The following is a 12,564-nucleotide window of genomic DNA, read 5'->3' on the forward strand; positions in this document are numbered from 1 at the left end:
GTGTGCTGCTACGCCCAATCGGCGCGGCGCAGGATGCGCCGCTGCTGCGGATGGTACTTGACACAGCCGCGTGGGCGGCGCATGATGAAAGGAACACCATCGCCGTGTCCGTCAGACCGGGGGATATTCTGCTTCTGCAAAAAGCCTGAACCCGATGCATTTCGCGCACCGTGCGCCACAAGGAGGAGTTTGATGAACTGGAAATCCGCTGTTTTAACGGTCAGCGACCGAAGCTTTCGCGGGGAGCGCCCCGACGAAGGCGGCCCTCTGATTTCCGCAATGCTGAAAGACGCTGGGTATGAGGTCCTGCGAACCGGCATAGTTCCGGACGAGCAAGCGGAAATTGCCCGCGTGCTGCGGGAGTGGACAGACGCGGGAGACGTGCGCCTGATTCTCACCACCGGAGGCACCGGCTTCTCCCCCCGGGACGTGACGCCCGAGGCCACGCTCTCCGTCTGCGATCGCCCCACGCCGGGCATTCCCGAGGCCATGCGGTGTGCGTCCATGGCCATCACGCCCCGGGGCATGCTGTCCCGGGCGGCGGCGGGCATCCGGGGCGGAACCCTGATTGTAAATCTCCCCGGCAGTCCTAAGGCCGCGAAGGAAAATCTAGAATCCGTCCTGCCCACGCTGGATCACGGGCTGCAAATGCTCTCCGGCGAAGAGGCGGACTGCGCCAAACTGAAGGATTGAAGAAAAACGGCCCCGCCGGGAATCGGCGGGGCCGTTTGCGCGCTCATCGAACTAAAAATCCAATAAAGTACCATTTTTTACTAGCTTAGCACGGTAATTCATTTGACCTCGGAAACATTTTGTGGTAGAATTATACCGAATTGTGTAATTCTGTAACATTTTTATTTGTGAATATGAACACACAGCCGTTTCCCCACAGCGTAATTCGGGGCGACGCATATGAAAAAACGGGAGTGATCATGATGTCGGAAAGCAGCGCTGGGAAATTTAAAAGGTTTTTTGGCGGCTTTGGCACGCGCGACAAAAGTCGTGACGAGCAGCCGCCGGAGACGGGCCCCGACGAGCAACTGCCGGAGACAAGTCTTGACGAACAAATGCCGGAGACGAGTCCCGACAAGCAGATTTCCCCGGCGCAGCCGGAGGAGCCGCAGGCGGCTCTTTCAGAGCCGTCGCCGCCCGCCATCGAAGAGGGTGCTATCCCTATCCCGCTGGACAGCCCGCTGGCGGAGGTCTGGAAGAAATGCGGCCAGCCGGGGCTGCCCGCTCTGTCATCCCTAGCCCCGGCGCAGGGCGGTATGGACATCCCTTCAAAAGCTATGAAAACAAGCGCGATCAGAATTTTGAGGGAGTTGCTTCCTCCTGCCCAGCGCTGGCTGACGATGGAGCGAGTGTTTACCCAGGCCCGCGCAGCGCAGGAAGCGCAGAATCAGGCCGCGGCACAGGCAGCCTCCGTCAAATCGGATGAGAATTCTCCCGCTGCGTCCGGCGGGGAAACTCCCATTCCTTTCCCTTCGGAAGGAGAACCCGCTGCGTCCGGAGGAGACTCCCCCGCTTCTTTCGCACCCGACGGAGAAACGCCTGTCCCCATCCCCGTCGAGTCCCCGGATGTGGACGAAATGGCGCAGGTCATTCTCTCTGAGGACGGCATGGCGGCGTGGCTGTTTTTGCTGCCCCCCAGCGGAAAAGGTAAGCGCCTTACCGTGGCGGACGGACAGGCTCTGTTGCGAGAGGCCCACGTCACCTTTGGCGTGGACCAGCGCTCCCTGTTCTCCGTCTTTACAAAAAAGCCCTATTTCATCCTGTGTCCCGTGGCCCGGGGAACCCTTCCCACGGAGGGGAAGGACGGCTGGACGAAGGAGCATTTCCCCCGTGATTTCTCCCGCTTTACCAACAATGAGGACGGCGGCACAGTGGACTATCGCGCCCAGTCCTGCGTGCAGGTCATCGAAAAGGGCACGGTCATCTGCGACATTTACCCGCCCACAGAGGGTGTCGCCGGAACGCGGGTGGACGACGTGGCCGTTCCGCCTAAGGCGGTGAATCTCGCCCCGATCCCCGCGGGGAGCAGCACCGTCCTCAGCGAGGACGGCACAAAGCTTCTTGCCGACATGGATGGCTTTCTGGACTTTCGGGACGGCAAGTTCCATGTCAAGAACATATTGAATATTACCTCTGACGTGGACTATTCCACGGGAAATATTGATTTTCGCGGCGACGTGACCATTCAGGGCGACGTGCGGGAGCAGTTTTCTGTGAAGGCCACGGGCAGTATTTCCATCAGCGGCATGGTGGAAGCCGCTTCGGTGGAGGCGGGAGGCGACGTGGTGATCTCCGCGGGCGTTTCCGGCAACAATCAGGCCGTCATCCGGGGAAAGAATGTGCGGGCAAGGCATCTTGAAAACTGCACGGTTTATGCGGAGTGTCTGGAGTCGGACTACATTCTCACCTCTCGCATTTTTTGCAGCGATTCGGTGGTGGCCGCAGGCAGCCGGGGCAGCATCATCGGCGGACAGGTGGTGGCCGTCAGCCGCATCAAGGCCAACTCCATTGGTTCCCAATCCGGACGGAGCACGGAAATCACGCTGGGCGTTCAGCCCGAAATCCGGGAGGAGCTGCACGCAAATCGGAAGGAGCTGGCGTCCCTGCGGGACAAAGCCTCGGAACTGCTTAAGCGAGCCATGTACCTGAAAAAACGGATGGAGGAGCAGGGCCATGAGGACCGCCGCTCCGCCGCAGAAATTCAGGTGGCCCACGGCAGCCTGGTTCAGATGACCGAGCGGGAAAAAACTTTGCTGGCCCGTCAGCAGGAGCTGACGGAAGCGTTGAGCCAGCTCCATCGGTGCCGTCTTGAGGGCGGCACGGTCTACCCCGGCGTGCGGCTGACCATCGGCAGCGCCATCCGGAATATTGAAACCGTCGCCCACAACTGCACCGCCGTGTTTGACACGGAGGAAATGGACATCAAATTTGTCTGACAGCGCGGATATACAGCAGCAGCCTGCCGAATGCTTCCGGCAGGCTGCTACTTTCTTTTTTACGCTGTTTTCAAAATTGAGACTTGCGCTCTTCCGCCGCAACCAGATCCGCCAGAGAAAACTTGTCGATATACCGGTTGATCTCCGCATACAGGCCAGACCAGAAATCCACTGTCCCGCACTGGCTGCACCGTTCGCACAGGTTTTCCGCATCCTCCAGACAGGACACCGGGGCAAGGCTGCCCTCCGTCAGGCGGAGAATCTCCCCCACCGTATAATTCTCCGGCGCGCGGGAAAGGCGATAGCCTCCCTGTGGACCTCGGACGCTGCGGACAAATCCCGCCTTGCCCAAAAGTCCCACAATCTGCTCCAGATATTTCAGAGAAATCTCCTGTCGCTCCGCCACGTCCTTCAACGCCACCGGATCACTGCCCGGGCGGCAGGCGAGGTCCATCATCAGCCGCAGCGCATAGCGGCCCTTCGTAGATATTCTCATGGCGCACCTCCCGTCTTTCTCCTATTTTGCCATAGGAATTATGGGATTTCAAGAGTATTTTCCCTTTTTTGCGTTTTTGGAGAAAATGAGCGCTGTTCCCCACGCTGTTTTCTCCGGCCGCATAAGCTTTAAAAGGTTCTTCCTACGGTGTTTTTCTCTTGAGGAAAGCTCATAACGGTTGCCACTATGGGTAAAATGCGGTATACTATGGTTTTAGACAGCTTCGGCGCGCAAAGCGCGGCCGTAAATTTAAAAGAGCGGAGGCCCCCTCTATGAAGCTCATGGCCATCGACGGCAACAGCATTTTAAACCGCGCCTATTACGGCATCCGCCCCCTCACCACACGGGACGGTCTGTATACCCACGCGATTTACGGATTTCTGACCACGCTTCTGCGTCTGCGGGACGAGGAAAAGCCCGACGCGGTCTGCGTCGCCTTCGATCTCCACGCCCCCACCTTCCGCCACAAAGCGGACGAAAACTACAAGGCCACCCGCAAGCCCATGCCGGAGGAGCTTAGAATGCAGGTTCCGGTTTTAAAAGAGGTGCTGGACGCGCTAAACATCCCCCGCTATGAAGCGGAGGGCTGGGAGGCCGACGACTGGCTGGGCGTCATGTCCCGCCGGTGCGAGGCCGCAGGCTGGGACTGCGTGGTGGTGACGGGGGACAAGGACTCCCTTCAGCTTATCACGGAAACCACGAAAGTGAAGCTGGTTTCCACCCGCATGGGCCAGACCACCACCAAAGATATGACTTCGGGGGCTTTCCGTGAGGAATACGGTTTTGACCCCATCCACATGATTGATTTAAAGGCCCTGATGGGCGATAGTTCGGACAACATCCCGGGCGTTCCCGGCGTGGGCGAAAAGACCGCCATGGCCCTGATTCAAAAATACGACTCCATCGAGGCGATTTATGAAAAGCTGCCGGAGATTGACGCAAAGCCCGCCGCCCTAAAGCGGCTGACAGAGGGCGAAGAATCCGCCCGCCACTCCTATTGGCTTGCCACCATCGCAACAGACGCGCCGCTGGACTTTGACCCGGCGGCAAACACGGCAAAGGCTCCGGGATCTGATGCCTATCCCCTGTTTTTAAAGCTGGAATTTTCCAAGCTCATTGAGCGGTTTGGCCTTCGACAGGATACTCCCGCCCCATCAGAGGGCGAAAAAGCCTTTACCGTCACGGTGGAACAAGTAGAAACCACCGTCAAGGCGGGAGAGTTGTTGGAGCTTTGGCACTGCGCAGACCATGTGTCCCTGCTGGCCCTGCCGGACCTCACCGGAGTGGTCGTCTGCTGCGAAACGGGGGGCGGCACCGCCGTGACGGCGGAGCTGTTTTTTGACCGCTATCAGGGAAATTGGAACGTGCTTCTCTCTTCCCTGTTCTCCGGCAGCATCAGAAAAGTCTCTCACAACGTAAAGGATTTGATGCGGCTGCTGCTGGCAAACGGCCTGCCCGCCGAGGGTTTTATTTTCGACACTGCGCTGGCGGCCTATCTGCTGGACGCCACCGCCGGGAGCTATGACTTGGGACGGCTGTTCGTCTCTTATTTCAACGAGGAGCTGCCAAAACCCCTGCATCTGGACCCCGACGCCTTTGCCCTTTTGGGGGACCGGGTGACGGCGGAAGCGGCCTTTTGCAGCCATGCCTCCGCGGTGGACGCACTGTATTCCGCGCTGGAGCCAAAGCTGCGGGAGCGGGGACAGTGGGAGCTGTTTGAAGACATCGAGCTTCCTTTGTGCCGCTGCCTTGCGGAGATGGAGCTGGCAGGCTGCCGCGTGGACGCCAAGGCTCTGTCCGATTTCGGCGGGCTTTTGAGCCGACGGGCGGAGGAGCTGGAAGCCGACATCTACCGGCTGGCGGACGGGGAATTTAACATCAACTCCCCCAAGCAGTTGGGCGAGGTCCTCTTCGACCGTCTGGGCCTGTCCCATGGAAAAAAGACGAAAACCGGCTGGTCTACCAACGCCGACGTGCTGGAAAAGCTGCGGGGAGAGCATCCGGTTGCAGACGCGGTTCTGGAATACCGCCAGCTTACGAAGCTGAAATCCACCTATGCCGACGGGCTTTTAAAAGCGCTGGACCCGGACGGACGGGTACGCACAAACTTCCAGATGACCGTCACCGCCACCGGGCGGCTGTCCTCCACGGAGCCGAATCTGCAAAACATCCCCACCCGGACGGACCTTGGCAGCGAAATCCGCCGGATGTTCGTCCCCGATGCGGGCAACGTGCTGGTGGATGCGGACTATTCCCAGATTGAGCTGCGGCTCTTGTCCCACATCTCCGGCGATGAGGGGATGCGCGCCGCCTTCCTCTCCGGGGGAGATTTCCACGCGGAAACCGCCTCCCGCGTTTTCGGCGTGGAGCGGAAGGACGTGACCCACGAAATGCGCCGCCGGGCCAAGGCCGTGAACTTCGGCATTGTATACGGCATTTCCGCCTTCTCCCTTAGTCAGGACATCGGCACTACCCAGAAGGAGGCAAAGGCGTATATGGACGCGTACTTTGCCACCTTCCCCGGTGTGCGGGCCTATATGGATCGGGTGGTGGAGCAGGCCCGAGCGGACGGCTATGTGGAAACGCTGTACCGCCGCCGCCGGGATTTGCCGGAGCTCAGCTCCAGCAATTTCAACCTCCGCTCCTTCGGGGAGCGAGTGGCGCTGAACATGCCCATTCAGGGCACGGCTGCGGACATCATGAAGCTGGCCATGATTGCTGTGTGGAAGCGGCTGAAGGTGGAGCTTCCGCAGGCGCGGCTGGTGCTTCAGGTTCACGATGAACTGATTGTGGAGTGTCCCGTCGCCGACGCGGAGAAGGCCTCCGCCCTTTTGACCGAGGAAATGGAGGGCGTGGCCCAGATGTCCGTCCCCCTCACCGCCGACGCCCACTGGGGCAAAAATTGGCTGGAGGCCAAGGGCTGAGGGACGCAAGTCCCAGCCCGATGCATTGAATAAGGAGAACCTTCTATGGAACAGAAAAAACAGGTGCGCATCGTTCCCATGTCCCCCGAACATCTGGACGAGATCGCGGCGCTGGAAAAGGTATGCTTTTCCGCCCCTTGGTCGCGGAACATGCTGGCGGAGGAGTTGGACAACGCCTGCTCCGCCTTCCTCACCGCGCTGGACGAATCCGACCGGGTGGTGGGCTATGCGGGGTTGCAGGCGATTTTGGACGAGGGGTATATCACCAACGTGGCCGTCCGGTCGGAGGACCGGCAAAAGGGCGTGGCTGCCCAGCTTTTACAGGTGTTTATCAATTTTGCAAAGGGAAACCGCCTGTCGTTTTTAACGCTGGAGGTCCGCCCAAGCAACACGGCGGCCATCGTGCTCTACGGACACCACGGCTTTCGCACCGTGGGGCGGCGAAAAAATTACTATGAGCTTCCGAAAGAGGACGCGCTCATCATGAAATTGGAGTTTGACTATGGAACTGAGAACGGCGACGCTTCCGGAGCTGAAGACGGTCTATGAAACCCTTTTGCGCCCCGCCTTTCCGCCTGCGGAGCTAAAGCCTCTGCGGGCCATGACGGAGATGCTGGAGGACGGGTGCTACGACCCGCTGGTACTGATGGAGGACGGCGAAATCACGGGCGCCTGCTTTTTGTGGATGGGCGTGCCCGGCTGGACGCTGTTGGATTATCTGTGCGTCTCCCCCACCCGGCGCGGCGGGGGCGCGGGCGGGGAAATCTTGCGATTGATGCAAGAGCTTTACGCGGGATGGACTATCCTCGCGGAATCAGAGTCTCCCGCGGAGGCCCCGGACACCGCCATGGCAAAGCGGCGGCTGGGCTTCTACGCCCGAAACCGCGCCCTTCTGGCGGGCTATGACTCCGAGGCCTTCGGCGTGCGCTACAAAACCCTTTACTGGGCCGACGGGCCGATCAGTGACGAAGACCTAATGCTTCAACACCGCTTTATTTATGAGAGCCACTTTGGAGCAGAAAAATACGCCAAATACATGTGCATTCCCCTGAATCCGGACGCCCCCCCTCTGCCGGTGGTGCCCTGGGACCAGTAAACCCTGCTGAAAAGAGAGGAACCGATGAACATTCTGGCTTTTGAATCCACCTGCGACGAAACCGCCGTGGCGGTGGTGGCGGACGGACGGCGCGTACTGTCCGACGTAATTGCCTCGCAGGCGGAAATGCACGCGCTGTACGGCGGCGTAGTCCCCGAGCTTGCCTCCCGCAAGCATGTGGAGGTCATCGCCGCCCTGACGGAACAGGCCCTGCGTGAAGCCGGCTGCGGGCGGGACGACATTGACGCGGTGGCCGTGGCCTATGCGCCGGGACTGATCGGCGCGGTGCTGGTGGGGCTGAGTTTTGCCAAGTCCGTGGCCTTCGCCTGGGGCAAGCCCCTGATTCCCGTCCACCACATCCGCGCCCACATCGCCGCCAACTATTTGGCCTTTCCGGAGCTGGAGCCGCCCTTTGTGGCCCTCGCTATCTCCGGAGGCAATACGCTGATTGCCGATGTGCGGGACTATACCGACTTGCGCATTCTCGGCTCCACCCGGGATGACGCCGCCGGAGAGTGCTTTGACAAGGCCGCCCGGGTACTGGGCCTGCCCTACCCCGGCGGAAAGCCGATGGATGAGCTGGCCCAGCAGTCTCAGGGAGGCGTATACTCCCTTCCCCGCGCTCATGTGGACGGCGCGGAGCTGGATATGAGCTTTTCCGGGCTGAAAACCGCGGTAGTGAATCTGGCCCACCGCGCCGAACAGTCCGGCCAGCCCCTGGACCGGGCCGCGCTGGCCCGGGACTTTACAAACGCCGTCAGCGGCGAGCTGGTCCCCCGTGCTATGCGCGCACTGGCACTGACAGGGCACAAGGCCCTGTGCGCCGCCGGGGGCGTGGCGGCCAACTCCATTATCCGCGCGGATTTGGAGTCCGCCTGCAAAAAGGCGGGCTGCAAGCTTTATCTGCCTCCCCTGCGCCTTTTCGGAGACAACGGTGCGATGATCGGCGCCCAGGGATATTACGAGTTCCGGGCAGGACGCAGGGCAGGTATGGACCTGAACGCCTATGCTACCCGCGCGCTGGACGCCTGATCCAAAGACCTCGGCTTTCCGCCGATAACCTCTGCTCATTTTCCACCGCCGCCGGATAGTCGTCCGGCGGCTTTTTTCTGACTTTTCCAATATACAGCCTTTCCATGAATACTCGTGCATTCACCGGTCGCGTCTGTAAAGGGAGTCAACTTTCTCTTTTGCATGGCGCGTTTTTTTTCTATCAGTTTTAAAAAATGCTTTTGAAATTTTTAGAGTTGATGTAGAAATTTTCGAATTCAAAATCATTATGTAAACAATTTCTAAATTTTATAATTCCCAGAATTGCGCATTGCCGTTTTTTAATTTTTATTTAATTATAGAATTTACATTGATATTACAGGGATTTTTCATTGTTGAAAACCCTGTGGAAAATGTGGATAACTTTTTGTAGTCAGAAGTTATAGTATGGCTTATGTAAATTTTTATTTTTTCTAGGAAAGCGTGTTTCTTCTTTTTCTTCTATGTTTTTACGGTCTGTCAATAGCGAATCTAAGTGTTTTTTGCAAAATACAGTCACTCTCTTGGTCGCGCTGCTATCCCGATGGTCAAATCGCCCATCGCGTTTCGCACCATTTCCTGCAAAAATTACAATTCGTATTATTCGGTTTTCATTTTGATATTCATTCTTAACAGTATCTTCTCCCTTTTCTTTTAAAAGCTTTCGGAGAATTGTGTTGACGCTCCTGCAAAAATGTGCTATTCTACATTAGGTTCTGCATTTCGCCATCCGGTAGCTTTATGTAACTTGTGTGGTGGCGGGCGGTCAATTTGGGTGTTGCAACCAGACGCTTATTGGCGTAAATGTCGGCATGGCTCAATCGGTAGAATAGCTCATTCGTAATCGGCAGTTCGTCGGTTGTCTGCAAAGCAGTGTGGTTAGGGTAAAGGAAATTCCCGAGTGGCGAATGACAAAAATGAAATATGCTTGTGTGCTCAATGGCAGAGCAACTTATTCGTAATTAGCAGGTTGCCGGTTGTTGATAAGGTAGTATCGTTGCAGTAAAGAAAGTTTTCAAGTGCGAGATGGCGCAAAACTAAATATGCTACTGTGGCTCAGGGGTAGAACAGCTCACTCGTAATGAGCAGGTCGCTGATTGTTCGTAAGGTAGTATCGTTGAAGCAAAGAGAGTTTCCAAGTGCGAGATGGCACAAAACTAAATATGCTACTGTGGCTCAGGGGTAGAGCAGCTCACTCGTAATGAGCAGGTCGTCGGTTCAATTCCGACCAGTAGCTCCAAGGCAAAAAGCCTGTAGATACATGTATCTACAGGCTTTTTCATATGTGTTTGAATCAGAACAATACAGCCAAGGGGTACGGTTCGCATCCTTGTTTTTCGGCAGAAAAACTAGCAGATATTTGCCCCACAAAAGGCCTTGCAGAACGAATGCAAGGAAGTGCACCACCTCAACAGGAAAAAGCCGCTGTGGGGCTTTTGTGCGCCTTACAGGAGGAAGTACAGTATTCTTTCTACTTGTAGTAGTTTTTCATTTCTTGAAACAAGGCTTTCAGGATATTACGTTTCCTATATCCAACTGCTGAAGCTGATAATTGTAATTGTTTAGCCAGCTCCTTTTCTGTCTTTTCCTCAAAGAAAATGCCATAGATGATTTTCCGTTCCTCTAGAGTCAGTTTGTCCAAGCATTGGCGAAGATGAGTGATCTGTTCCTCTTTTAAAACCTCATCCTCAACAGGGGTGATGGTGTCTTGACAAATATATTCTATGGATACGCCAGCTTCGATAAATTGCTCTAATGAGTATTCGTGCTTGGCAGATTTATTCTTCAGGTATCTCTCATGTTCATATTCCTGATAGTAGGCTTTATAGACATCGTAAGGAACAGGGATTCTCTCCCCTTTTACGATTAATGTGTATTCTCTCATACTTTTAACCTCCAAATTTTCAATGTGTCCAAGAGAAAATTTGGAGGTCGGAGGAGAACGACACCGATATGGAACAACAAAGGCACACAGCGGTAAAGCAGTGCCTTCCTGTGTGCCTTTTACGAAAATATAGTGCGGATTAACACGAACCAGTAGTTCGTGTACACGGACATACTTCTCCCATGAGAAGTGCAGGCTTTTTTTAACGAATTATCTATGTATGTACCGGTTATTCGGATGGCATAATGTCGCTGCAGCAAATGCGCAGCGGTGTAGTCTGTATAGACCAACACATAAGAAAACCCTCCAAACTTCGGGTTTGGAGGGTTTTGAATAGTATTTAAGCATGTGCAGTATCCCGCCAAAGCACCGTTTTTTTATTAGGCGGGTTCCAAATCTCTATTTTGTGGCGTATTTTTAAGTTACACTCTTTCTGCAGAATGTCTTTTGTAGAATTAATTAAGTCATGTCATCTCGAAGTGCATCAATAATGTTTTCCTTTTTTATTTTGCGAATGGCATACAGCGTGGTAATAAACACAACAAGGAATACGCCAAGCATACTGATTCCGATGCTGTCCCAAGGAAACATAAATTTAATATCACCTCCGCCGACAATCATTCCTTTGTAAATCAGCCATGAAAGAATTCCGGAGAGGGGTAAGCCCCAAAGCATCGTTCGCGCTCCGTAAAGCGCACATTCAAAACGCATCATCTTATTGAAATCCCGGTCGGACATCCCTACGGAACGGAGCATGGCAAGCTCCCGCCTGCGCAGCTTGATATTGGTGGAAATCGTGTTGAACACATTGGCAACCGCAATCAGGGAAATCATAGCAATAAAAACAACCGTGAACAGATTTACAATAAACAGGATATTACGGTTTTGCTCCAGCATCGCATGAACATTGTACAAAGTATAACCTGAAGTAATTCCCAATCCCTCGATTATTCCTTGCATTTTTGCCGTTGATTGTGCGGGATTATCTGACCAGAAAGTCAAGCCCAGCTTGGTAGGTGCATTCAGTGTGTCAAACTGCGGTTTCATTTGATGCGGAGCAACCACCATCAACACGTATCCTTTCACCTCAGAGGGTTCTGCGGGCGGTGGATCTAACGGATAGCTATCCACAAAAGTAGTGTGAATGGTTTTTGTCTGTTCCCCGGATTCAGTTCCAATCGTAAAATCCATTGAACGGTCTAAAAATATATCAAGTCCACCGTTATATTTCCCGACAATAATCATTTTTGCGTCCTGCCCGATATATTCCGCTGTGGACAAGCCAAGACTTTCGATAAAGTTCTGATACATGTCGTCCTCAATAAACTGAACATCCAACGATAGGTTTACCTTTTCACTGGACGAATTAAGACCAGCAGATTTCAGGTCGCTGTTTAAAAAGCCATTGGTAATCTCGTTTGTATCAACCTCACAGGTATAGGTTGATATGGCCTGATTGGTGCTTCTTGTCACTCCGTCAGCGGTTTTCAGTGTATCATAAAGCCCGGAGAATTCGATTTCAGTCATATCCCGTGTATACAGCAGGATGTCACCATCCATTTCAACAGCCGACTGCTCTGTCAGTTGATCCAAATAGGCGCCAAAGGCGCTTGACGCTACAAACAGCACAACGCTGAGTGTCAGTGACAGGATAATACTGCGGTAGCGTCGTTTGTTTCGCTTAAAGTTTTTTAATGCCAGCGTTTCCTCTAAACCATAAAGCCGCTTTGTGAGGTTTGAGGTTTTTATGGCCTTGGCTTCCACTTTGACCTCGTTTGTCTGGCGAATACACTCCATCACGGGCGTACCGGCAGCTTTCTTTGCCGGGATATAGGCTGAAATCAGAATGGTAAGCATACTGATAACCGCAGCAACAGCAAGGGCCGGGATCGATACCACCAAAGTCAGCGGTACGTTGCTGTAAAGAACATTTGCAAAATTATCAGCCACGATAGAAAGCACAAGCCGGATGCTTGGAAGTCCAATCAAAATGCCGATGGGAATGCCGATTATTCCGATGCAAAGACCCTCAAACAATACGGAATTGCGCAGCTGTTTTTCTGTCGCGCCTACCGACATGAGAATGCCGAACTGGTGTGTGCGTTCATTCAAAGAGATATTGCATGAATTTTAAATCAGGAACACCGAACCGAGCATACTCAACGCGACTAGAATTCCTCCGACCG

At 54.6% G+C, this 12,564-nt stretch carries 9 protein-coding genes and 1 tRNA gene; 7 read left to right on the plus strand and 3 right to left on the minus strand.

What is annotated here, in order from left to right; genetic code table 11:
* Positions 1 to 192 precede the first annotated feature (192 nt).
* Together RTK01_RS12650 and RTK01_RS12655 are read left to right on the plus strand one after the other, a co-directional pair.
* Positions 193 to 693 (plus strand): MogA/MoaB family molybdenum cofactor biosynthesis protein, encoded by a 501-nt coding sequence (locus RTK01_RS12650; RefSeq protein ID WP_312281324.1) that lies wholly within the window; start codon positions 193 to 195, stop codon positions 691 to 693.
* A gap of 239 nt (positions 694 to 932) precedes the next feature.
* Positions 933 to 2,948, plus strand: coding sequence for a FapA family protein (locus RTK01_RS12655; protein ID WP_312281325.1), 2,016 nt, complete (start codon positions 933 to 935; stop codon positions 2,946 to 2,948).
* Positions 2,949 to 3,018: 70 nt separating this feature from the next.
* Here the strand turns inward: RTK01_RS12655 and RTK01_RS12660 are convergent, their stop codons facing one another.
* Positions 3,019 to 3,444: an Rrf2 family transcriptional regulator gene (locus tag RTK01_RS12660; RefSeq protein WP_312281326.1), complete on the minus strand. Its 426-nt coding sequence runs from the start codon at positions 3,442 to 3,444 to the stop codon at positions 3,019 to 3,021.
* A 272-nt stretch (positions 3,445 to 3,716) separates the two neighbouring features.
* On the opposite strand from RTK01_RS12660, the gene polA reads away from it, so the two are divergent.
* The 5 genes from polA to RTK01_RS12685 all read left to right on the plus strand — a co-directional run bounded on the left by polA (position 3,717) and on the right by RTK01_RS12685 (position 9,733).
* Entirely contained in the window at positions 3,717 to 6,368 is a 2,652-nt protein-coding gene (polA, locus tag RTK01_RS12665; RefSeq protein ID WP_312281327.1) for a DNA polymerase I, read from the plus strand.
* 45 nt (positions 6,369 to 6,413) lie between these two features.
* Entirely contained in the window at positions 6,414 to 6,917 is a 504-nt protein-coding gene (gene rimI, locus RTK01_RS12670) for a ribosomal protein S18-alanine N-acetyltransferase (protein ID WP_312281328.1), read from the plus strand.
* On the plus strand, positions 6,871 to 7,464 hold the full coding sequence (locus tag RTK01_RS12675; protein WP_312281329.1) for a GNAT family N-acetyltransferase: 594 nt from the start codon (positions 6,871 to 6,873) through the stop codon (positions 7,462 to 7,464). The genes rimI and RTK01_RS12675 overlap by 47 nt, the downstream gene beginning before the upstream one ends.
* 24 nt (positions 7,465 to 7,488) lie before the next feature.
* Positions 7,489 to 8,496, plus strand: a complete 1,008-nt coding sequence (gene tsaD / locus RTK01_RS12680; protein WP_312281330.1) for a tRNA (adenosine(37)-N6)-threonylcarbamoyltransferase complex transferase subunit TsaD — start codon at positions 7,489 to 7,491, stop codon at positions 8,494 to 8,496.
* Positions 8,497 to 9,658: 1,162 nt separating this feature from the next.
* A tRNA-Thr gene (locus tag RTK01_RS12685) sits at positions 9,659 to 9,733 on the plus strand.
* Positions 9,734 to 9,964: 231 nt separating this feature from the next.
* On the opposite strand, the gene RTK01_RS12690 is transcribed toward RTK01_RS12685, so the two are convergent.
* Together RTK01_RS12690 and RTK01_RS12695 are read right to left on the minus strand one after the other, a co-directional pair.
* On the minus strand, positions 9,965 to 10,378 hold the full coding sequence (locus tag RTK01_RS12690; protein ID WP_312281331.1) for a sigma-70 family RNA polymerase sigma factor: 414 nt from the start codon (positions 10,376 to 10,378) through the stop codon (positions 9,965 to 9,967).
* Between the two features lie 459 nt (positions 10,379 to 10,837).
* On the minus strand, positions 10,838 to 12,490 hold the full coding sequence (locus tag RTK01_RS12695; RefSeq protein WP_312281332.1) for an ABC transporter permease: 1,653 nt from the start codon (positions 12,488 to 12,490) through the stop codon (positions 10,838 to 10,840).
* Positions 12,491 to 12,564: the final 74 nt, after the last annotated feature.

This window comes from Oscillibacter sp. (assembly GCF_031978065.1).
Taxonomy (GTDB): domain Bacteria; phylum Bacillota; class Clostridia; order Oscillospirales; family Oscillospiraceae; genus Oscillibacter.

What these genes read in the sequence shown, in the direction of transcription:
- RTK01_RS12650 (WP_312281324.1), top strand. Translation starts at nt 193, where the DNA reads ATGAACTGGAAATCCGCTGTTTTAACGGTCAGCGACCGAAGCTTTCGC.
- tsaD (WP_312281330.1), top strand. Translation starts at nt 7,489, where the DNA reads ATGAACATTCTGGCTTTTGAATCCACCTGCGACGAAACCGCCGTGGCG.
- polA (WP_312281327.1), top strand. Translation starts at nt 3,717, where the DNA reads ATGAAGCTCATGGCCATCGACGGCAACAGCATTTTAAACCGCGCCTAT.
- rimI (WP_312281328.1), top strand. Translation starts at nt 6,414, where the DNA reads ATGGAACAGAAAAAACAGGTGCGCATCGTTCCCATGTCCCCCGAACAT.
- RTK01_RS12655 (WP_312281325.1), top strand. Translation starts at nt 933, where the DNA reads ATGATGTCGGAAAGCAGCGCTGGGAAATTTAAAAGGTTTTTTGGCGGC.
- RTK01_RS12675 (WP_312281329.1), top strand. Translation starts at nt 6,871, where the DNA reads ATGGAACTGAGAACGGCGACGCTTCCGGAGCTGAAGACGGTCTATGAA.
- RTK01_RS12690 (WP_312281331.1), bottom strand. Translation starts at nt 10,378, where the DNA reads ATGAGAGAATACACATTAATCGTAAAAGGGGAGAGAATCCCTGTTCCT.
- RTK01_RS12660 (WP_312281326.1), bottom strand. Translation starts at nt 3,444, where the DNA reads ATGAGAATATCTACGAAGGGCCGCTATGCGCTGCGGCTGATGATGGAC.